Annotated in this window: 22 protein-coding genes; 21 read left to right on the top strand and 1 reads right to left on the bottom strand. The window is 31.2% G+C overall.

Features of this window, described 5'->3' with window-relative positions:
* Window positions 1-19: 19 nt before the first annotated feature.
* From glmS to B3578_RS06040, 4 genes are all read left to right on the top strand, one after another.
* Window positions 20-1,867 carry a glutamine--fructose-6-phosphate transaminase (isomerizing) gene (gene glmS, locus B3578_RS06055; protein WP_291047333.1) on the top strand — a complete coding sequence of 616 codons (1,848 nt, stop codon included), beginning with the start codon at window positions 20-22 and terminating at the stop codon, window positions 1,865-1,867.
* Between the two features lie 103 nt (window positions 1,868-1,970).
* Complete coding sequence (locus B3578_RS06050) at window positions 1,971-2,558, top strand: riboflavin synthase (RefSeq protein WP_221854045.1); 588 nt, start codon at window positions 1,971-1,973, stop codon at window positions 2,556-2,558.
* Window position 2,559: 1 nt separating this feature from the next.
* Window positions 2,560-4,008, top strand: coding sequence for an ATP-binding protein (locus B3578_RS06045; RefSeq protein WP_291047330.1), 1,449 nt, complete (start codon window positions 2,560-2,562; stop codon window positions 4,006-4,008).
* Between the two features lie 49 nt (window positions 4,009-4,057).
* Window positions 4,058-4,708: a tRNA1(Val) (adenine(37)-N6)-methyltransferase gene (locus B3578_RS06040; protein WP_291047328.1), complete on the top strand. Its 651-nt coding sequence runs from the start codon at window positions 4,058-4,060 to the stop codon at window positions 4,706-4,708.
* A 194-nt stretch (window positions 4,709-4,902) separates the two neighbouring features.
* Here the strand turns inward: B3578_RS06040 and pckA are convergent, their stop codons facing one another.
* Window positions 4,903-6,474, bottom strand: coding sequence for a phosphoenolpyruvate carboxykinase (ATP) (pckA, locus tag B3578_RS06035; RefSeq protein ID WP_291047326.1), 1,572 nt, complete (start codon window positions 6,472-6,474; stop codon window positions 4,903-4,905).
* A gap of 228 nt (window positions 6,475-6,702) precedes the next feature.
* Here pckA and B3578_RS06030 point away from each other — a divergent pair, with 228 nt between their 5' ends.
* The 17 genes from B3578_RS06030 to B3578_RS05950 all read left to right on the top strand — a co-directional run bounded on the left by B3578_RS06030 (window position 6,703) and on the right by B3578_RS05950 (window position 22,937).
* Window positions 6,703-6,939 (top strand): acyl carrier protein, encoded by a 237-nt coding sequence (locus B3578_RS06030; protein WP_038336002.1) that lies wholly within the window; start codon window positions 6,703-6,705, stop codon window positions 6,937-6,939.
* A gap of 13 nt (window positions 6,940-6,952) precedes the next feature.
* Window positions 6,953-8,206, top strand: coding sequence for a beta-ketoacyl-ACP synthase II (fabF, locus tag B3578_RS06025; RefSeq protein WP_291047324.1), 1,254 nt, complete (start codon window positions 6,953-6,955; stop codon window positions 8,204-8,206).
* Entirely contained in the window at window positions 8,206-8,958 is a 753-nt protein-coding gene (rnc, locus tag B3578_RS06020) for a ribonuclease III (protein ID WP_125349148.1), read from the top strand. Before fabF ends, rnc begins: the two co-directional genes overlap by 1 nt.
* Before the next feature lie 4 nt (window positions 8,959-8,962).
* Window positions 8,963-9,421 carry an IPExxxVDY family protein gene (locus B3578_RS06015; RefSeq protein ID WP_114998513.1) on the top strand — a complete coding sequence of 153 codons (459 nt, stop codon included), beginning with the start codon at window positions 8,963-8,965 and terminating at the stop codon, window positions 9,419-9,421.
* Window positions 9,422-9,453: 32 nt separating this feature from the next.
* Window positions 9,454-10,896, top strand: coding sequence for a pyruvate kinase (gene pyk / locus B3578_RS06010; protein WP_291047323.1), 1,443 nt, complete (start codon window positions 9,454-9,456; stop codon window positions 10,894-10,896).
* Window positions 10,897-11,026: 130 nt separating this feature from the next.
* The gene (locus tag B3578_RS06005; protein WP_291047322.1) at window positions 11,027-12,019 is read left to right on the top strand and encodes a mannose-1-phosphate guanylyltransferase; all 993 of its coding nucleotides are present in this window, start codon (window positions 11,027-11,029) and stop codon (window positions 12,017-12,019) included.
* Between the two features lie 101 nt (window positions 12,020-12,120).
* The gene (locus B3578_RS06000; RefSeq protein ID WP_188319460.1) at window positions 12,121-12,540 is read left to right on the top strand and encodes an adenylyltransferase/cytidyltransferase family protein; all 420 of its coding nucleotides are present in this window, start codon (window positions 12,121-12,123) and stop codon (window positions 12,538-12,540) included.
* Window positions 12,540-13,556 carry an NAD-dependent epimerase/dehydratase family protein gene (locus B3578_RS05995; RefSeq protein ID WP_291047318.1) on the top strand — a complete coding sequence of 339 codons (1,017 nt, stop codon included), beginning with the start codon at window positions 12,540-12,542 and terminating at the stop codon, window positions 13,554-13,556. Before B3578_RS06000 ends, B3578_RS05995 begins: the two co-directional genes overlap by 1 nt.
* Window positions 13,553-14,896 carry a nucleotide sugar dehydrogenase gene (locus tag B3578_RS05990; protein WP_291047316.1) on the top strand — a complete coding sequence of 448 codons (1,344 nt, stop codon included), beginning with the start codon at window positions 13,553-13,555 and terminating at the stop codon, window positions 14,894-14,896. Before B3578_RS05995 ends, B3578_RS05990 begins: the two co-directional genes overlap by 4 nt.
* 7 nt (window positions 14,897-14,903) lie before the next feature.
* The gene (gene rfbB, locus B3578_RS05985; protein WP_291047314.1) at window positions 14,904-15,950 is read left to right on the top strand and encodes a dTDP-glucose 4,6-dehydratase; all 1,047 of its coding nucleotides are present in this window, start codon (window positions 14,904-14,906) and stop codon (window positions 15,948-15,950) included.
* A 1-nt stretch (window position 15,951) separates the two neighbouring features.
* A complete protein-coding gene (gene rfbC, locus B3578_RS05980; protein ID WP_291047312.1) occupies window positions 15,952-16,500 on the top strand; it encodes a dTDP-4-dehydrorhamnose 3,5-epimerase in 549 nt (182 codons plus the stop codon).
* A 19-nt stretch (window positions 16,501-16,519) separates the two neighbouring features.
* Window positions 16,520-17,380, top strand: a complete 861-nt coding sequence (rfbA, locus tag B3578_RS05975) for a glucose-1-phosphate thymidylyltransferase RfbA (protein WP_291047310.1) — start codon at window positions 16,520-16,522, stop codon at window positions 17,378-17,380.
* 5 nt (window positions 17,381-17,385) lie between these two features.
* Window positions 17,386-18,855: a flippase gene (locus tag B3578_RS05970; RefSeq protein ID WP_291047308.1), complete on the top strand. Its 1,470-nt coding sequence runs from the start codon at window positions 17,386-17,388 to the stop codon at window positions 18,853-18,855.
* Window positions 18,852-19,940, top strand: a complete 1,089-nt coding sequence (locus B3578_RS05965; protein ID WP_291047306.1) for a glycoside hydrolase family 99-like domain-containing protein — start codon at window positions 18,852-18,854, stop codon at window positions 19,938-19,940. The genes B3578_RS05970 and B3578_RS05965 overlap by 4 nt, the downstream gene beginning before the upstream one ends.
* 173 nt (window positions 19,941-20,113) lie before the next feature.
* A complete protein-coding gene (locus tag B3578_RS05960) occupies window positions 20,114-20,911 on the top strand; it encodes a glycosyltransferase family 2 protein (RefSeq protein ID WP_291047304.1) in 798 nt (265 codons plus the stop codon).
* 30 nt (window positions 20,912-20,941) lie between these two features.
* Window positions 20,942-21,766 carry a glycosyltransferase gene (locus B3578_RS05955; protein ID WP_291047302.1) on the top strand — a complete coding sequence of 275 codons (825 nt, stop codon included), beginning with the start codon at window positions 20,942-20,944 and terminating at the stop codon, window positions 21,764-21,766.
* Window positions 21,756-22,937, top strand: coding sequence for a hypothetical protein (locus tag B3578_RS05950; RefSeq protein WP_291047300.1), 1,182 nt, complete (start codon window positions 21,756-21,758; stop codon window positions 22,935-22,937). Before B3578_RS05955 ends, B3578_RS05950 begins: the two co-directional genes overlap by 11 nt.
* Window positions 22,938-22,943: the final 6 nt, after the last annotated feature.

Raw genomic sequence — 22,943 nt, 5'->3', positions numbered from 1 at the left:
TAAAATACTATAAAATATTATGTGTGGAATTGTAGGATATATTGGACATCGCGAAGCGTACCCAATTATTATTAATGGACTAAAAAGACTAGAATATCGTGGATATGATAGTGCAGGTTTAGTTCTTTCTACTGGTACCGATTTTGAATTGGTAAAAACAAAAGGAAAAGTTTCAGATTTAGAAGATAAATCAGCAAATTTAGATAAAACACCTCATTTAGGAATTGGGCATACACGTTGGGCAACACATGGTGTTCCAAATGATGTAAACTCTCATCCTCATATGTCTAATAATGGACGTTTGGTATTGGTTCATAACGGAATTATCGAAAATTATGAATCAATCAAACAATTATTAAAAGACAAAGGGTACGTTTTTCATAGTGATACAGATACAGAAGTTTTAGTAAACTTTATTCAATTATTTCAAGAAGAACAAAATTTAAACTTAACTGACGCAGTTCGTTTAGCTTTGAATGAAGTGATTGGAGCATATGCGATTGCAGTTTTAGACAAAGAAGAAGCAAATACAATTGTTGTAGGTCGTTTAGGTTCTCCATTAGCAATTGGTATTGGAGATAACGAATTTTTCGTTGCTTCTGATGCTTCTCCGTTTATCGAGTTTACAAAAGATGCGGTTTATTTGGAAGATGGTGACATGGCCACAATTACTTTAGATAAAGAAGTTGATGTACGTACAATCCATAACAATGAAGCAGTTTCTTTAGATGTTCAAGAGTTACAATTAAATATTGAAGCGATTGAAAAAGGTGGTTACGAGCATTTCATGTTAAAAGAAATCAACGAACAACCTCGTTCTATTCGTGATACAATGCGTGGACGTTTATTAGTAGACGAAGGTGTTATTAAAATGGCTGGTATTTGGGATCATCAAGAAAAATTCTTGAATGCAAAACGTATCATCATTGTTGCATGTGGAACTTCTTACCACGCAGGTTTGGTTGCAGAATACATGATCGAAGATTTCGCTCGTATTCCTGTAGAAGTAGAATATGCATCTGAGTTCCGTTACCGCAATCCAATCATCAATAAACACGATGTCGTGATTGCAATTTCTCAATCTGGAGAAACAGCAGATACATTGGCAGCTCTTAAATTAGCGAAAGAAAATGGAGCATTTATCTTTGGAATTAACAATGTTGTAGGTTCTTCTATTGCTCGTATTACAGATGCTGGTGCTTATACGCATGCAGGACCAGAAATTGGTGTTGCATCAACAAAAGCATTTACAGCTCAGTTAACAATTTTAGCGTTGATTGCTTTAAAATTAGGTAAACAAAATGGTGAATTATCAACAGAGAAATTTACATTGTTAACACGAGAGTTAGAACGTATCCCAGAATTAGTTCAACAAATTTTAGACAACTGTGAAGGTGTAATTGATCAAATTGCTGATAAATACAAAGATAACAGAAATGCAATTTATTTAGGACGTGGATACAACTATCCATCAGCTTTAGAAGGTGCATTAAAGTTAAAAGAGATTTCATATATCCACGCAGAGGGTTATCCAGCGGCAGAAATGAAGCACGGACCAATTGCATTATTGGACGAAAATATGCCTGTTATTGTTATTGCAACGAAAAAAGGTTATTACGAGAAAGTAGTTTCTAATATTCAAGAAATTAAATCACGTAGCGCCAAAGTAATTGCAATTGTTAATGATGGTGATGAGCAAGTAACTGCTATGGCAGATGATTACGTAGTAATCCCAGAAACAGCAGAAGAATTCTCTCCAATCTTAACAGCTATTCCATTACAATTATTATCGTACTGGATTGCCGTTAAATTAGGTAAGAATGTAGATCAGCCTCGTAACTTGGCAAAATCTGTTACTGTAGAGTAAAAATTATTACAGAGATAATATATTTAAGGGATGATGTTTTAAAATCATCCCTTTTTCATTTTATAAGTTTAAATTAATTATTAATTTCACCAAAAATAACATCATGTTTACAGGAATCGTAGAAGGAGTAGGAAAGCTTATAAAAGCAGAGAAAGAGCAATCTAATTTACATTTATGGATTGAAGCTGATTTTTGTGATGAATTAAAAATTGATCAAAGTGTTGCACATAATGGAGTCTGTTTAACGGTTGTTGATTTCAAAGATGGACTTTATAAAGTTACTGCCATAGAGGAAACCTTACAAAAAACAAATTTTAACACTTTAAAAGAAGGTGATTTGATCAATTTAGAACGATGTTTGCAATTCAATGGTCGTATCGATGGTCACATTGTGCAGGGTCATGTAGATCAAACCGGAAAAATTGTTTCGATAGAAAACCAAAATGGTAGCTTTTTTGTTACAGTAGAATATGATGAAGCATCGTCTGGAAATGTTACAGTAGAAAAAGGTTCGATTTGTCTTAACGGAATTAGTTTAACAGTTGTTGACAGTAAAGTAGGGCAGTTTTCGGTTGCAATTATTCCATATACTTGGGAGTTTACAAACCTTAATCAAGTGAAAGTTGGCGATACAATGAATTTAGAATTTGATATCTTAGGAAAATACGTCAAAAGATTATTCCAAAAATAAAATGATTAGAAAAAAAAATAACCTATCGCTACCCGTTCGTATTATCATTTATATGGTAACGATTTTGTTATTTACAGCAGGAGCTATCTTGCTGATTACTGCCAATCATTTCAATGCACAAACTAAACAATATCACGAAGATATTCTCAAACGAAAAGTTAGAGCGGTAGAATCTGCGATAGATTATGAAATGGATAATTACCCTGGGATAGCAAGCAAAGATAATATTCATGACATTTTAGAAGATGGTTTTCTTCGCATCGGTGATATCAATAAAACCGATATTGTAATTTATGATTTGCGTGGTAATAAAATTTTAACCACACAGCCAGTTTCAACGACTTATGATGTTTTACCTCAGAAAATATTAGACCAACTACAAAAATCAAATGATTTTATTGTAACGAATAAAGATACAGCCGACGACAATAATGTTTATTCGTCTTATAGTAATATCAAAAATTATTACAACGAAAATATTGCTGTTCTCTGTCTACCTTATCAATCTAACCAAGATTTTTTACAGCAAGACATGTTTACCTTAATTGGTAGTTATGGATTAGCTTTTGGAGTTATTCTTTTGTTTGGAACATTTGCGGTCTATTTTGTTACTAAACGTACGCTTAATAAACTTTGGTCGTTTGCAGATCGTATTCGCGAAACAGAAGTTATTGTAAACAATATGCCGATTCGTTACGATGGTAACGATGAAATAAAAGTTCTGGTCGACTCCTATAATGATATGCTATTTCGATTAAAAGAACAATCTGATTTGTTGGCTAAGCAAGAACGAGAAGAAGCATGGCGAGATTTTGCGAAACAAGTTGCGCATGAAGTCAAGAATCCATTAACACCAATGCGATTAATGCTACAGAATTATATGCGAAAATTTGATGTAAATGATCCAAATCTTGAAGAAAAGACGATGCGAACAACTAATATTTTATTGCAACAAATTGATACCATCTCTGCGATTGCTGAAGCTTTTTCAGATTTTGCTAAAATGCCTTCTCGTAAAGATGCAAAAATTGATGTGGTAGACGTCATAAAAAATGCGCTATATGTTTTTCCATTGGAGTTTATCGAATTTAATTATTCTCCCAACATCATCATGATGACTTTTGATAAACAATATTTGAATCGAATTATCACCAATATTACAAAGAATGCGTTTCAATCTATTCCGAAATCTCGTATAGCGAAAGTTAAAGTAGATGTGTTTTTAGTGGATGGTTTTTTGCATATAACCATTCAAGATAACGGGAATGGAATTCCTGTCGAATCACAAGATTCTATTTTTGTTCCAAAGTTTACAACAAAGAATAGTGGAATGGGAATTGGTTTGCCAATGGTGAAAAAAATTATTGACGATTATGATGGAACAATTCGTTTCGAAACTGAAATTTCTGTTGGTACAACATTCTACATTTTGATTCCTTGCAATGAATAGAAAACCTTTTCGATTCAAACAATTCGAAATTTTTCAAGACAAAACCGCAATGAAAGTAGGCACAGATGGTGTTTTACTTGGTGCTTGGACTGTTTTAAAAAATGGAAATACTATTTTAGATATTGGTACAGGAACTGGATTAATTTCGTTGATGTTAGCGCAACGTTTTCCTCATTCGATGATTGATGCAATAGAAATTGATAACGCTGCTTTTTTACAAGCAAAAGAGAATTTCAATAATGCACCTTTTTCAGATCGATTAACCATTTTTAATTCATCGCTTCAAGATTATTCAACCAATAAAAAATATGATTTGATTGTCAGTAATCCACCTTTTTTTGTGGTGAATGATACGGTTGATTTTGACGCGCGTAAACAAGCACGCCAGCAAGAAACATTGACTTTCGAAGAATTAATAAAAAAAACTGCTGAATTACTACATAAAGACGGATTAGCGAGTTTTATAATTCCATACGATCAAATGGATGGTTTTTGTACGATAGCTGCTCAAAATGCTTTAAAACTATCTCGTGTCGTTTATATCAAAGGGAATTCGACAACGTTAACAAAACGTGTGTTATTAGAATTTAGTTTTCATGAAAAAGAAGTAGAAGAAAAAGAATTAATTATCGAAGTCGATCGCCATCAGTACACAGAAGATTATATTCAGTTGACAAAGGATTTTTACTTGAAAATGTAATTTTCATCAAAGATGAAAAACTATGAGTAAACTACTGATTTTGATGTCAAATAGAAAATTGTATTTCTATGCATCTATGTAAAGATTTATTCAACATTTAAAAACATAAAAAAACCGAGCAATTTGCTCGGTTTTATATTTATTTCTGATTTTCAAAATGAGTTAAAAACTTAATCTTAACCTCAATCTTATCCTTAAATCGTTGGTCCACCAGCTAATAAATCAGCCGTTGCAAACTCTTCAAATTTCTTGAAGTTCGCTTTAAATTTATCGGCTAATTCTTTTGCATTTGCTTCGTATGCTGCTGTAGAATCAAAAGAAGTAGCTGGACTTAATTTTTCTGAAGCAACACCTTCGATTGCAACTGGAACTTCAAACCCAAAATAAGGATCTTTTTTGAATTCTACGTTGTCTAAATCTCCATTTAAAGCGGCATTGATAACTGCACGTGTATCTTTTAAAGACATGCGTTCTTTTTTACCATTCCAACCTGTGTTGATTAACCAAACATTTACACCAGTTTTTTCAACTTTATCGCTCAACATTTCAGCATATTTAGTTGGGTGTAACGGCATAAATGGCGCACCAAAACATGTAGAGAATGTAGTTTGAGGCTCTGTAACACCAGCTTCTGTACCAGCCACTTTAGATGTATATCCAGAGATAAACAAGTAAGCTGCTTGATCTGGGTTTAATTTTGCAATTGGAGGGAAAACTCCGTAAGCATCAAACGATAAGAAGAAAATGTTTTTAGGATTTTTTCCTACAGATGGAACTGCAATATTTTCGATATAATCAATTGGATAAGAAACACGTGTGTTTTCTGTGATAGATGTATCTGTAAAATCAACCTCGTTAGTTCCTGGAATTAATTTACAGTTTTCTAATAAAGCTCCATCTTTGATTGCAGCAAAAATTTCTGGCTCACCTTCTGGAGATAAGTTAATTACTTTTGCATAACAACCACCTTCAAAATTGAAAACAGTATTATCTTCTGTCCATCCATGTTCGTCATCACCAATCAAACGTCTGTTTTTATCTGCTGATAAAGTTGTTTTTCCTGTTCCAGATAAACCAAAGAACATGGCTGTATCTCCGTTTTCACCTGAGTTAGCAGAACAGTGCATTGGTAAAGTATTTCTGAATACTGGCATGATGAAGTTTAAGGCAGAGAAAATACCCTTTTTCATTTCTCCTGTATAACCAGTTCCTCCGTTTAAAACAATTTTACGTTTAAAATTTAAGATAGAGAAATTGTGTTGTCTTGTACCATCTTCATTAGCATCTGCAACAAAAGTTGGCGCATTGATAATTGTCCATTCAGCATCACCAAAGTTTTTTAATTCTTCTTCTGTTGGACGAATAAACATGTTATAGATAAATAAATTAGCCGCAGGAGTTTCTGTAATTGCTCTAATTTTTGTTTTGTATGCATCGTCAGCACAAGCAAAAGCATCGCGTACATAAATTTCGCGGTTGCTTAAATGCTCAACAACTTTATCATACAAAGCGTCAAATTTATCAGAATCGAAAGGAATATTGATGTTTCCATCCCACCAAACGTTATCTGCAGTAATATCATCTTTTACAATAAAACGATCTTTAGGAGAACGTCCTGTAAATTCTCCTGTCAACATATTTACTGCTCCAGAAGATGTAATTTCTCCTTGTCCTAGCTCTACCATTTTCTCCGTAAGCTCTTCAGGAGATAATTGATAGTTAATTTTGGAATTTTTTATTCCGTAAGATGCCAATTCTATGCTCATTTTTGTGATTTTTATAGTATTTTAAAATATTAAAGGTAAAAACTTTGCACAAAGTTACAATAAAAAGAAGCGTGAAAAATTTGACTTATGTCATTCACTTAAACGTTTTCGTGAATATTTATTCGCCATATATTTGCAAGTTCTTATGCGTGCATATAAAAAAAAGCTTGTATTTAATATAAGTTTTATATTTTTGCACTAGTTTACAACAATTAAAATTAGAAAATTATGTCTGACATTACATCAAGAGTGAAAGCGATTATCGTAGATAAATTAGGAGTTGACGAAAGCGAAGTTACGCTAGAAGCAAGTTTCACTAACGATTTAGGAGCTGATTCATTAGACACAGTAGAATTAATCATGGAATTCGAAAAAGAATTTGATATCCAAATTCCAGACGATCAAGCAGAAAAAATTTCTACTGTAGGTCAAGCTGTAACATACATCGAAGACTTAAACAAGTAATAGTTCCTATTTTATGGAATTAAAAAGAGTAGTAGTAACAGGTTTAGGCGCGCTAACACCAATCGGAAATACATACCAAGAATACTGGAATGGATTAGTGAATGGTGTAAGTGGCGCTGCGCCTATTACGCTTTTTGACGCAACTCTTTTTAAGACACAATTTGCTTGTGAGATCAAAAACTTCAATATCGAAGATCATTTTGATCGTAAAGAGGCAAGAAAAATTGACCGTTGTGCCCAATTGGGAATTATTGCAGCTAGAGAGGCAATAAAACACAGTGGAATCTTAGAAGATGCAAATGTAAACAAAGAGCGTATCGGCGTTATATGGGGATCTGGTATCGGTGGAATTAAAACGTTTGAAGAAGAAGTTTCAAATTACTCTACAGGAAATGGAACACCTCGTTTCAATCCTTTCTTTATCCCTAAGATGATTGCAGATATCACGCCTGGTCATATTTCAATGGAATTTGGTCTTATGGGACCTAATTATACAACTGTTTCGGCATGTGCCTCTTCAACAAATGCAATTATTGACGCTTATATGTTATTAAGACTTGGAAAAGCAGAAGCAATTGTAACAGGAGGTTCAGAAGCTGCAATTACAGCTGCAAGTATTGGAGGTTTCAATGCATTACATGCGTTATCTACACGAAATGATGATCCACAAACTGCTTCTCGTCCATTCGACAAAGACCGCGACGGTTTTGTAATGGGAGAAGGAGCTGGAAGTATTATTTTAGAAGAATACGAACATGCAATTGCACGTGGAGCTACAATCTATGCAGAATTAGTAGGAACAGGAATGACAGCAGATGCTCACCATATTACAGCACCACATCCAGAAGGATTAGGCGCACTTAATGTGATGAGAGAGGCTTTATTAGACGCAAATATCAGTGTAGAAGATGTAGATCATATTAATATGCACGGTACATCGACTGGATTAGGAGATATTGCAGAATCTAAAGCAATTCAAAAATTGTTTGGAGAACATGCTTATAATATTCAAATCAATTCAACAAAATCTATGACTGGTCACTTATTAGGTGGTGCAGGGATTATTGAAGCGATTTCGGCTATTGGAGCAATCAATAATAGTATCGTTCCACCAACAATTAATCATTTTACGGATGATGAAAATCTTGATCCTAAAATCGATTATACATTTAACAAAGCAAAAGAGAAAAATGTAGATTATGCATTGAGTAATACTTTTGGTTTCGGTGGTCACAATGCTTGTGTGATATTTAAGAAGTATAAGTAATGTCTTTCTTAAAAAAATTATTTTCTTTTAAAAATCATCGTGATGATTCAAATTCATCTGATCCTTTTTTGAAATTTTTGAAGTCGATTTTGGGTTATACTCCTCGCAATGTTGAGGTTTTTAAAGAAGCATTTACCCACAGATCTGCACAGAAAAAAGATGAAAATGGAAACAGTATAAACTTTGAAAGATTAGAGTTTTTAGGAGATGCATTACTTGGTGCTTCTGCAGCAATGCACTTATACTACAAAGCGCCCGATCAACAAGAAGGTTATTTAACAAAAATGCGTTCTAAAATTGTTTCGCGTAAACAATTGAATGCTGTTTCCAAACAACTTGGCTTGTTGGATTATTTGGATCCAATGAACAATCACAACAATTTGGGTGAAGACGTGAATGGTGATATGTTGGAAGCTTTGATAGGTGCAATTTATGTTGATGGAGGTATAGCTGCAGTACAAAAATTTATTCAAGTCAAAATTATTGACCCTTATGCGGATTTAGATCGTTTGGAGCACACGATTACAAGTCACAAATCGTTGATTTTGGAATGGAGTCAAAAAACGAGAAATACGATAAGATTCAATACATTTGAGGAGCAAAACGCAGAAGATTTGCAGGTTTTTGTGTCAGTAATCCGTCTCAATGATAAAGTCATCTCGAAAGGGAGAGGAACTTCTAAAAAGAAAGCGGAAGAAAGCGCAGCAAAACGCGCGTACTATTCGTTACAAAAGAAAATAGAAAAAGTTTAGAAACATGGCAGAATTACTCTTATATGATGATTGGATAGATTTTCATCTCATAGGCGTAAATTCTAGTTTTAACACTTCTACACAATTTATTTTCCATCTCAACTCTACTTTTGATACGCGTTTTCAGCGTATTCAGGATTTGGATATTCGGTTAGATGAGCATACTTATTTTTTCGAAACCTATCAATGGTTAGATGAAGCAAATAAAATAGATTATCATATCATTAAAAATACGCCAAATCAATACGATTTTAAAAAAAATGAAGTAGATTTATCAAATCTTTTCAAAGGGAGCGTTATTCTTGTGCCAAATTACAAGGATTGCAATTATGTTGTAAAAATCTCTGGTTGGGAAGATGAACTACAATATCTTCAACTACCATTTGTAGAAAAAGATTTTATAAAAACGATCAAAAAAATAGATATCGATTTGATTAGCAATGCAGATCAATTGGTTTTCTAACAAAATATTGTGCATAAAAAAAGGGAAAAATTATGATTTACGATAGACAATATCTTAAAAAGACAAAAATTGTTGCGACTTTAGGTCCGGCAACCGATAGTCCAGAGATTTTATTAGAAATGATGAGAAAAGGAACAGATGTGTTACGTATCAACTTTTCGCACGCAGATTATGCGGATGTGAAACGTAAGATTGAAACAATTCATCAATTAAATAACGATCATGGCTACAATACAGCAATTTTAGCGGATTTACAAGGTCCTAAGTTGCGTATTGGAAAAATGGAACACGAAGATTTCGTAATCAATCCAGGAGAAATTTTAACATTTACAAACGAGGATGTTGTAGGAACGAAAGAAAAAGTTTTTATGACGTACAAAAAGTTTGCGCAAGATGTGCAAGTGGGAGAAAATATTTTGATTGATGACGGAAAATTAATCTTCAAAGTAATCGAGACAAACGGAACAGATACTGTAAAAGCAGAAACGATTCAAGGAGGTCCGCTACGTTCTAAAAAAGGAGTTAACTTACCAAATACCAATATTTCTTTACCTGCTCTAACAGATAAAGATAAAGAAGATGCAAAATTCGCAATCGAAAATCGTGTCGATTGGTTTGCACTATCTTTCGTTCGTTCTGGACAAGATGTAAAAGATTTATCTGATTTTATCAAAGAACATGGAACAGTAAAAATTCCAATTATCTCTAAAATTGAAAAACCTGAAGCATTAGAAAATATCGATGATATTTTAGAATTTTCGGATGGATTAATGGTTGCTCGTGGGGATTTAGGTGTTGAGGTTCCGTTTGAAATCGTTCCAAAAGCGCAAAAACAATTAATTGACAAAGCGAAATTAGCGCGTAAGCCAGTTATTGTTGCAACACAAATGATGGAAACAATGATTTCGAGTTTAACACCAACTCGTGCGGAAGTTTCTGACGTTGCAAATGCAGTTTTTGATGGTGCGGATGCAGTAATGTTATCTGGAGAAACTTCTGTAGGGCAATATCCTGTACAAGTTATCGAGAAAATGACGAAGATTCTTCAAACAGTCGAAGATGATGAGCACGTCCATGTACCAGAGCACAAACCAAAGATCAAAAACGAACGTTTCGTAACTGATATGGTTTGTTACAATGCAGCTAAAATGGCAGAAGATACAGGAGCGAAAGCAATTGCAACGTTGACGTATTCTGGTTATACCGCTTTCCAAATTTCATCACATCGTCCAAATTCATTTATTTTGGTTTTCAATCCAAGTAAACGAATCAACCGTATGTTGAATTTGTTATGGGGAGTAAAAGCAATTAATTACGATCCTCGCGATACATCTACGGATCAAACGGTTACAGAGGTCAATATCTTAGCGAAAAATGAAGGTTATGTAGAATATGGTGATTATATCATCAATCTGAATGCAATGCCAGCTTTTGAGAAAGGAATTACTAATACATTACGTATTTCGATGATTTAAGAAAATCAATACTAATACTTTAAAGCGTTCAATTTTGAACGCTTTTTTTGTATGTTATAGAAAAAAATGATTTTAAAAGATTTGTTAAAATATAATTTATTAACTTCGTCAGTTCGAATTAGAAGAATTTATGTGTATTTATAATGTGATCTTATCTGGTGGTGTTGGGAGTAGACTTTGGCCACTTTCACGAAAAAGTCATCCCAAACAATATTTACCTCTGTTTAATGGGCAATCTTTATTTGAGTTAACGATTCAGAGAAATCGTCCAATTGCTGATAAATTAATGGTGATTGGGAATAAAGATAATGACCATTTAAGTCAAGAAGTGCTTGATAAAATGAATGTTGAATACACAAAAATTGTAGAAGCAGTTCCACGTAATACTGCAGCGGCAATTGCATTTGCAGCTTTAGCAGTTGAGGATGATGATATTCTAATTGTGACACCATCTGATCATTTGATTGAAGATATGGAAGCCTATCAAGAAGCGATGAATAGAGCAATCGATTTAGCACAAAATGACTATATCGTCACATTTGGTGTGCATCCAACACGACCAGAAACAGGTTATGGCTATATTGAGCACAAAGAAGACACTGTGTTATCGTTTCGCGAAAAACCAAATCATATTACGGCGCAAGATTTTATCGAGCAAGGGAATTTTTTGTGGAACAGTGGAATGTTTTGTTTCAAAGCACGTGTTTTATTGAAAGAACTAAAGAAATTTGAAAAAGAAATTTACGAAGCTTCAAAAATTGCTTGGGCAGATAATATCAATGGGGAGTTGAACGAAGAACTTTCAATGAATATTCCATCAAATAGTATCGATTATGCCGTAATGGAACGAAGCAAGAAGATAAAAGTAGTTCCAGCAAAATTTGTTTGGAATGATTTAGGTTCTTTCGAATCCTTGTATGATTATTTTGTGATGAACGGACATTATGTCGACCGTAATGGAAACATGGTGATTGGGACAGATGTTTATACTTCTTTTGTTGGTTTACAAAACACTATTTTTGTGAATACCCCAACCGCGAATTTAATTCTACAAAAAGAATATTCGCAGGAAGTAAAGAATGTTTATACGCATTTAGAAAAAAGAAATTCTGAATTAATTTAAATACCTAGCACTCGATTTGAGTGCTTTTTTTATGTCATAAAAGCTTATAATTAATTCAATATAAATCCCTAAATTTGTCGCTCCAACAATAGTATTATAAAATGACAACGGGAATTACATTCGGTATATTTGACTTGCTTCATGCAGGTCATGTGATGATGCTCGAAGAAGCTAAAAGACAATGCGACTACTTAATTGTAGGGCTTAATACAGATCCTGCAAGTGTAGACCCTTCAAAAAATAGTCCTACGCAATCCATCGTAGAGCGCTATATTCAATTAGAAGGTTGTCGATATGTCGACGAAATAATCCCATACGAAACCGAACAAGATTTGTTTGATATGTTAAGTGCTTTACCCATAAATGTTAGAATTATAGGGGAAGAATACCGAAATATCGACTTTACGGGAAAACAATATTGTTTAGATAATCATATTCAAATTTACTACAACAAGCGTACACACCGCTTCTCTAGTTCAGGATTAAGAAAAGTAGTTGCGACTTCTGAAAAGGAGAAATAATGAAAACAGTATTCATAACTGGTGTAGCTGGTTTCATAGGTTACCATTTAGCTGAAAAATTAATCGAAAAAAACATCAAAGTTGTTGGAATTGATAACATTAACGATTATTACACTGTTCAGTTAAAATATGATCGATTAAAAGAATTAGGAATCAATCAAGAATTTGCTTCAAATTTTGGGCAGAAAGTTCTTTCTTCTAAACACGAAGAAAAGATGATTTTCTATCGAATGAATTTAGAAGATAAAGAGTCATTGGCTCAACTTTTTAAAACATATTCGTTTGATGCGGTTGTTAATATGGCAGCTCAGGCTGGTGTTCGGTATAGTATCGAAAATCCTGATGCCTATGGACAAAGTAATTTGGTCGGTTTTCTAAATATTTTAGAATGTTGCCGAAATTATAACGTCAAAAAATTACTGTACGCAAGTAGTTCAAGTATTTACGGAAACTCTTCAGATGTTCCTTTTTCAACAAATCAAAATGTTGATCATCCTATTAGTTTATATGCTGCAACCAAAAAAGCAAACGAGCTAATGGCGCATGCGTATAGCCATTTGTACGATTTCCAAACGATAGGTTTGCGCTTTTTTACCGTTTATGGACCTTGGGGACGACCAGATATGGCAATGTTTTTGTTTACAGATGCTATATTGAATCATCAACCTTTAAAAGTTTTTAATCACGGTGATTTATCACGCGATTTCACATATATTGATGATATTATTCAAGGAATTGACAAAATTCTTGAAGATAAAAATACAAACGAAAAATACCAATTATACAATATTGGGAATAGTAAACCTGTTCAATTAATGGATTTTATCAAAGAAGTCGAGCATTCGACAGGTGAAAAAGCTATTTTAGAAATGTATCCGATGCAAGCAGGAGATGTCAATCAAACATGGGCAGATGTCCAAGATTTGAAAGATAAATTTGGTTATAATCCTAATTATCCTGTTGACAAAGGAGTGTATAACTTTGTACAATGGTACAGAAAATATTATAATAAATGAATCAACAACATAAAATAGCAGTTATCGGTTTAGGTTACGTAGGTTTACCTTTGGCTCGATTATTTGCAACAAAACACCCTGTTGTTGGGTTTGATATCAATCAGAAACGTATTACTGAATTAAATAATGGAGTAGATTCAACTTTAGAAGTTGAAAATAATGTTTTACAAAATGTTTTAGTTAAACAAAATCCTTTTAATTCACATTCTGACCTTGTCGAAGAATCTCAAAACGGGTTGTTTTGCTCTTCGAATATAGAAGATATTAGAGATGCTACAATTTTTATTGTAACCGTTCCAACTCCTGTAGATAAGAATAATCGACCAGACTTGACTCCTTTGAAAAAAGCTTCGGAAACGGTAGGTAAAGTGTTGAAAACAAATGATATTGTTATTTACGAATCAACGGTTTATCCAGGTGTTACAGAAGAAGAATGTATTCCAGTATTGGAACAATTTTCGGGATTGAAGTTTAACCAAGATTTTTATGCGGGATATTCACCAGAGCGAATTAATCCAGGCGATAAAAAACATACGGTTGAGAAAATCTTAAAAGTAACTTCAGGTTCAACGCCAGCAATTGGAAAAATTGTTGACGATTTATATCAATCCGTAATTGTCGCAGGGACTCATTTAGCACCTACAATCAAGGTTGCAGAAGCATCAAAAGTGATCGAAAATTCGCAACGTGATATCAATATTGCGTTTATTAACGAATTATCGAAGATTTTTTCGCTAATGGATATTGATACCAATGACGTATTAGAAGCTGCTGGAACAAAATGGAATTTTTTACCATTCAAACCAGGACTTGTTGGCGGACATTGTATCGGTGTTGATCCATTTTATTTGGCTCAAAAAGCACAAGAAATTGGTTATTATTCTGAATTAATTTTAGCAGCAAGACGATTAAACGATTCAATGGGAGCGTTTGTAGCTTCTCAGGTAGTTAAATTGTTAATAAATAACGATATCAAAGTAAAGGGCGCAAAAATTCTCAATTTAGGAATTACCTTTAAAGAAAATTGCCCCGATATACGAAATTCAAAAGCAATTGATGTGATTCATGCTTTAGAAGAATATGGAATAGAGGTGACAACGTTAGACCCTTGGGCTAACCCAGATGAGGTAAACCATGAATACGGAATAACTTTTTGTAATACATTGGATCAGGTTTTCCAGTTCACCAATTCACCAGTTCACCAATTCGACGCCATTATCTTGACTGTTTCACACGACGAATTTTTAAATCTTCAGTTAACTGATTATTTAAAAGAAAACGGAGTGATTTATGATGTAAAAGGGGCTTTGCCTAAAGAAGAAGTTGATAAACGATTATAAAAATACTATGAAAACTATTTTAATTACTGGAGGAGCTGGATTTATCGGTTCTCACGTTGTAAGAGAATTTGTCTTAAACTATCCTGAAACGAAAATCATCAACCTTGATGCCTTGACGTATGCAGGAAATTTAGAAAATTTAAAAGATATTCAAAATCAGCCTAATTATACATTTGTAAAAGCTGATATTACGGATGCGAAACATATTTTAGAGATTTTTGAACAGTATCAACCAGATGGAGTAATCCATTTAGCTGCCGAATCTCACGTAGATCGTTCGATTACAAATCCGTTAGATTTTGTGATGACAAATGTGATTGGTACAGTGAATTTGTTGAATGCTGCAAAAACAATTTGGAACAATAATTTCGAAGGAAAACGTTTTCACCATGTTTCGACAGATGAGGTTTTTGGCGCTTTGGGAGATGAAGGATTTTTTACAGAAGAAACTTCTTATGATCCGCATTCGCCCTATTCAGCATCAAAAGCATCTTCGGATCATTTTGTAAGAGCTTATCATGATACATATGGTTTACCAATTGTGATGACGAATTGTTCAAACAATTATGGACCAAATCATTTTCCAGAAAAATTGATTCCGTTGTGTATTCATAATATTTTGAATGGAAATCCATTACCAATTTATGGAGACGGAAAATATACACGCGATTGGTTATTTGTAATCGATCATGCCAAAGCGATTGATTTAGTTTTCCACGAAGGAAAAAATGGAGGTTCTTACAATGTAGGAGGTTTCAACGAATGGAAAAACATCGATTTGGTAAAAGAATTGTGCAAGCAAATGGATGAAAAATTAGGGAAAGAAGCAGGAACTTCAGAACAATTAATCACATTTGTGAAAGATCGTCCAGGACATGATTTACGTTATGCAATTGATGCTACTAAGATTAATCAAGAATTAGGATGGAAACCGTCTGTAACTTTTGAACAAGGTTTATCAAAAACAATTGATTGGTTTTTAGAAAATCAAGAATGGTTAGATAATGTAACGTCTGGTGATTATCAAAAATACTACGAGAAACAATATAATTAAGATGAAAGCAATAGAGACAAAATTAAAAGGGTGTTTTATATTAGAACCAACAGTTTTTGAAGATTCAAGAGGTTATTTTTTTGAGTCATATAATGAAAATAAGTTGGAAGAAATTTTAGGTTATAAACCAACTTTTGTTCAAGATAATCAATCTAATTCATCTTATGGCGTTGTTCGTGGATTGCATATGCAAGCGGGAGAACATGCACAAGCAAAGTTGGTTCGTGTTGTAGAAGGAGCTGTTATTGACGTCGCAGTTGATGTTCGTCCAGGTTCTGAAACTTATGGTCAATCAGTTGCAGTAGAGTTATCTGCGGATAATAAAAGACAGTTATTTATTCCAAGAGGATTTTTACATGGATTTTCTGTTATTTCTGATTCAGCTACATTTTTCTACAAATGTGATAATGGCTATAATAAAGCATCTGAAGATGGGGTTTATCCATTAGATCAAGAAATTGGAATTGATTGGGGAGTACCTTCAGATAAAATGATTATTTCTGAAAAAGATCAGGAAGCACAATCTTTTGAAACATTTAAAAATAAATAATCAACTATATACTATAAAAATGAAAGGAATAATATTAGCGGGAGGATCTGGAACGAGATTGCACCCATTAACATTAGCAGTTAGTAAGCAGTTAATGCCTGTATACGATAAACCAATGATTTACTATCCGCTTTCAACTTTGATGTTGGCTGGAATTAATGAGATATTAATTATTTCTACACCTCACGACTTACCACATTTTGAAAAGTTGTTAGGTGATGGGTCTCAGATTGGATGTAAATTTTCGTACAAAGAACAACCAAGTCCAGATGGATTAGCGCAAGCGTTTATTTTAGGAGAAGAGTTTATTGGAGATGAAAAGGTTGCTTTAATTCTTGGGGATAATATATTTTATGCTTCAGGAATGTCAAAATTATTACAAGAGTCTGCAAATCCTGATGGAGGAGTAGTTTTTGCCTACCAAGTTTCTGATCCAGAACGTTACGGAGTAGTTGAATTTAATGAGAATAATGAAGTGGTTTCTATCGAAGAAAAACCTACTGAGCCTAAATCAAATTATGCCGTCCCTGGATTATATTTTTATGACAATGATGTGGTTGAAATTGCAAAAAATATAAAACCATCTTCTCGTGGAGAACTCGAAATTACGGATATCAATGCAGAATATCTTAAAAAAGGTAAATTAAAAGTAGGTGTTTTCAACCGAGGAACAGCTTGGTTAGATACGGGGACAATTAATTCGTTGATGCAAGCTGGGCAATTTGTTCAAGTCATTGAAGAGCGTCAAGGTATGAAAATTGGAGCGATTGAAGAAGTAGCCTTTCGTATGGGGTTTATTAATAAAGAAAAATTAATCAAAATTGCAGAACCATTACGTAAAAGTGGTTATGGAGAGTATTTATTGAAAGTTTGTAGATAGAATAAATGAAAATAAGAAGTGTAAAAACAAATTATTTATTAAATCTAATTCGTATTTTATCTACAACTCTAATTGGTGTTGTGACAATGCCGTATATAAATAAAGTCTTAGGGGCAGATAATATAGGAAAGGTTGAATATATAAATTCAATAATTAGTTATTTTTTATTAATATCTGCCTTAGGTATCCCTGTTTATGCAGTTAGACAAATCGCTAAGTATAGAAATGACCGTTTGGCTTTAGGTAAAAATGTAGTAGAAATTTTAATTATATTAATAATTACTACACTTTTATCTTATTTGACGATTTTTTGTATTTTTAAGTTTACAGATTTATTTACAGATTATAAGAGTTTAGTAATTATATTAAGTTCTAGTATTTTATTAACAAATATAGGAATTGAGTGGTTTTACCAAGGGATAGAAGATCAATTATACATTACTATAAGATTTGTTGTTATTAGATTTATTACATTAATTTTACTTTTCTCATTAGTTAAAACTGGAGATGATTATTTGTATTATGCTTTTATTTTAGTGCTCAATGCGGCGGGTTCAAATATTTTTAATCTCTTAAGATTACGCAAGTATGCTACAATAAACAAAGCTACTTTTTTAGAATTAGATTTAAAAAAACATTTAAAACCTGCATTAACAATATTTATAGCATCTATTTCAGTTAGTCTATATCAAATTATTGATACTTTTCTTTTAGGATATCTTCAAGGTGATAAATATGTAGGGTATTATTCAGTAGCAAATAAATTATTGCGGTATGTAGTATTGTTTATTGTAACAATAGGGGCAGTTTTATTACCTAGATTGTCAAATTTATGGGAAGCAGATAAAAACAAATATTTTGAGTATTTAAATAAATCATTAGAATTAATATTGCTTATTTCGTTACCTTTTGTACCTTTTTTTATATTTTCGGCACAAGGAATTATTCATTTTATGGCTGGTGATGATTTTAAGGAATCGATATTTACAATGCAACTCCTTTCCCCTATTTGTATTTTAGTAGGTTTAGCATATTTTTTTGGATACCTTGTTTTATATCCTCAAAACAAGGAAAAATATTATACAATTTCTGTTACAATTTCTGCAATAGCAAGTTTGTTTATTAACTTATATTTAATTAATTTATTTAAGCAAAATGGTGCAGCAATAGCACAAGTACTAGCAGAACTTTTGGGAATTATTTTTATTTTTTATTTTTCAATAAAGCATGGTTCAATAAGTACATTTGATTTAAATAATATAAAAAAAATAATAATATCAAATATACTTGTTGGTTTATTTGGCTTTTTTTTGTTTAAAATTAAATTAATAGAATTAGCCCAGATAAATATATTTTATTTTATAACATATTGTGCTATTTTTTTTAGTGTGTATTATTTATTCTTGCTATTTATTAAAGAGAGAAATACATTAAATTATACAAAGCATTATTATAGATTATTATTAAAAAAATGAAAGATTTAAAAACTATTGCGTTCTATTTACCGCAATTTCATCCTGTAGAGGACAATAATAAATGGTGGGGAGAAGGATTTACCGAATGGACAAACGTTGGTAAGGCAAATAAATATTTTAATAATCATTATCAACCCAGAGTTCCAAAAGATTTAGGATATTATGATTTAAGAGTATCAGAAACAAGAAAAGCACAGACTGATTTGGCCAAAGAATTTGGAATAGATGCTTTTTGTTATTGGCACTACTGGTTTGGAAATGGAAAAAGATTATTAGAACGACCTTTAAACGAAGTAGTGGCTATGGGTGAACCTGATTTTCCGTTTTGTTTAGGTTGGGCAAATGAAAGTTGGAAAGGCTTTGCACATGGGTTAAAAAATAGAAATATTTTAATCGAACAGTTATATCCTGGAAAAGAAGACATTATTAATCATTTTTATACTATGCTTCCAACTTTTAAAGATAAGAGATATTTACGCATTGATGACAGATTAGTTTTTCTAATTTATAGACCACTAGCAGATATTTCAATTAGTGATTTTATTAAAATTTGGAGAGATTTAGCTTATCAGAATGGTTTAAATGACTTTTATTTTATTGGCCATTCTAATGATATAAATGTCGATATATCAAAGATATTAGCTTTAGGATTTGACGCTGTGAACACAGTAAGATTAAACGATTATTTTAAATATGAAAATATTTATAAAAAATTAATTAGAAAATGTTTAACAAATATTGTTAAACGTCCATTAAGGTTTTCATATTCTAGATTTTCTTCACATTTTTTTAATAAAGATGTTGATAATTTAGAACAAGTAATCCCTAGTATTATTACTGGTTGGGATCATACGCCTAGAAGTGGAAAAGATGGACTTATTCTAACTGAGTATACTCCAGAAAGCTTTAAAAAGCATCTAGATAATGTCTTTTCAAATGTATCTAAAAAGCAAAATAAAATTATTTTTGTTAAATCTTGGAATGAATGGGCAGAAGGTAATTACTTAGAACCAGATATAAAGTTTGGAAAAAAATTTCTTGAAGTTTTTTCCGTGCAAAAACAAAAATTTTCCAATACCATTTAAAGTTTCAAATGGGTCAATAATTATATCATTATTATAACCATAAAAATGTATTAAAACTGTGTTAGATATTCCAAACCTACATTTGATAATAACTTTTGTGGAGAATAATGTGTATTTTTTGATAAATGTAATTTTTTCTTTTAAAAAAAGAACATTTTAATTTTTAAATAAAAATGAATAATAGTTTGATTTCTATCATTATTCCAGTATATAATAGTGAAAAAAATATATTAGAAACTTTGAAAAGTGTTCATAATTTATCATATGAAAATTATGAATGTATATTAATTGATGATGGGTCTATAGATAAGTCTAAAAATATTATTAGTAATTATATTAAAGATATTCCTCAATTTAAATTAATTTCAATAGATAATTCAGGAGTATGTACAGCTAGAAATATTGGTGTTGAAAAAGCTAATGGTAAGTTTTTACTTTTTTTAGACTCTGATGATTTATTAGAAAATAATTTTTTAAATGAAACCTTCAATAATTATGATAATTGGACTGATGTTGTAGCTACTAAGGTAATTTTTTTTGGAAGAAGTAGTGGTGAGTATCTTCCTAATTATTTTAATATAAATGATTTATTACATGAAAATAAGCTTGTAATTACATGTTTAATAGAAAAAGATAAATTTTTGGATGTTGGAGGTTTTAATACTAATATGAAAGACGGCTTTGAAGATTGGGATTTTTGGATTAGATATATTAATAAATTTCCTAATGTTCGAATTATAGAAACAACTAAATTTTATTATAGGCTTCAACAAAAATCAAGAAATAGAGACATCGATGAAAAAAAAGAAACACTTTTAAGGTTTCAAATTTGGCAAAATAATTTCAAGTTATTTTCTAAAGAATTTATTAATCCTAAATTAACATTTGAATATAAGAATATAAGAAATTCTCTAGAATTTAAAGTTGGGAGATTCTTAATGCGTCCCATCAGATTTTTATTAAAAAAATAAGTATTTTAAATTATGTTTAAACATGAGGAATTGTTTGTTGTTTTAGTGCTTTATAATACAAATCTTAAAGATTCAGAAACTTATAAATCTATTGTTAGAAATAATAAAGTAATAAAATTAAAAGGTATTATTTATGATAATTCACAAACACAACAAAATATTGAGGGATTTCAGAATTTAGGAGAATTCGAATATGTTCATAATGAAAATAATCCAGGTTTAGCATTTGCTTATAATTATGCGTTGAAATTAGCACTTGAAAAGAGATGTAAATGGTTGTTATTATTAGATCAAGATACTTTTTTTACAGATGAATATTTTGAGAATCTAAATTCAGATAGCAATTCTGATGTTGTAACCTATACTCCAATAGTTAAATCTTTTAATAACAAACAAAGTTTTATTTCGCCTTCAGTTTTGTACTTAGGTGGATTTCGTCCGATAAGAAATAAAATTTTGGGAATTCAGAAAAGTCATATTTCTGGTATAAATTCTGGAACTATTATTAATTGCAATTTTATGGAATCCATTGGAGGTTTTAATCTAGGTTATCCTTTAGATATTTTAGATCATTGGTATTATAGAGAGGTTTATCGAAAAGGTAAATTAGTTGAAGTATTAAATAGTGAAATTTATCAAAACTTATCTGTTGAAAAGAATTTTGAAAAAAATGTTTCTTTAAATAGATATTCTAAATTACTTAAAGCAGAGTATCTTTTTTTTAAAACAGGTAACTTTATGCAGTATTTCTTTTATAAAACTAGACTTGTATTAAGAAGTATTAAACAAAGTAGGTTCAATGATAGAAATTATTATAAATTGACATTAAAAACTTTTTTTTATTTTGGGAAATAGCATAAATAAAAATTTTAATTTTTTAAGGTTGTTCTTATACTTCATATTAATCGAAATTGTAATAGGAGGTAGTGGTAGAATGTTAGAGTTTGGACCATTATCATTAAAAATGGTACTTTTTGGTGTTGCAATGATACTAACTTTTTTTAATGCAAAAAAAATAATTTTAGACAAGAATTTACTTTTTTTAGAAGGTTTTTTCTTACTTCTTACTTTATTTTCTTTAAGTATTGGATTCTTCAGTAATTCAGAACCAGAAAATATTTTTGAGGATATAAAACCGTTAATATTTATTATAATCATAAATTTTTTTATTATAACTATTGATAGTATTAGAACAATTGATAAAGTGATTAACATTATCAAATACTTTTCAGTATTTATGGCTATAATCTATATTATTATTGTACTGATGCTTTTTTTAGGAATATTAAATTTTGATGTTTTTTATGAGGGGCAGAGTGAGAATAGTGAGGTAATGTTCAGAAATGAGTATATGTTTTTTTATAAAGGATTTTTGTATTTAGGAGTTGGTTTTCTTTTTCTAATTCTTTCAAATAAAAAAATTGATCAAATTCTGAGTTTTTTAGTTTTTTCAGCTTTGTGCCTTACACTTACAAGAGGGTTTATACTTATGTCAATTTTAGTATATGCTTTTTATATATATTTTATCAATAAAAAAATATTTTTGAAAATTTTTATAAGTGTTATAGGTATTTCTTTAGCTATTTATTTATTGCCAATATTGTTTGAAACTTTAGGAGATAAATCAGATTCAGACATTATACGTTTTAATACTATTAATCAAGTAGTTGATGAAATATCAGTATTTAGCTTTTTATTTGGTCATGGTTTTGGTCATGGAGTTGAGCTTAGGCCAATACATATGGAAATATCTTTTTTAGAAATTTTTCATAAACAAGGTATTATTGGGATTTCTTTTTGGTTGTATCTTTTGTACCTTAATTTCAAATATTATTTTAAAATAAAAAGTAAAAATTATAAAAAGCTTGTTTTACCATTTTTATTAAGTGTATGTTTTACATATCTTCAATCTTTAACAAACCCATTTATTAATAACCCTATAGGTATTTCAATAATTATGTTGTCAACAGTTGTCTTATATAAATTAACAATTTTTGAAAAAAAAAATATTCATAAATTTATGTAATTTTTT

This window comes from Empedobacter sp. UBA1574 (genome assembly GCF_002322895.1).
GTDB lineage: Bacteria > Bacteroidota > Bacteroidia > Flavobacteriales > Weeksellaceae > Empedobacter > Empedobacter falsenii_B.
Note: the sequence above shows the minus strand (reverse complement) of the source record. Positions and strands in the feature narration are given on the sequence as shown.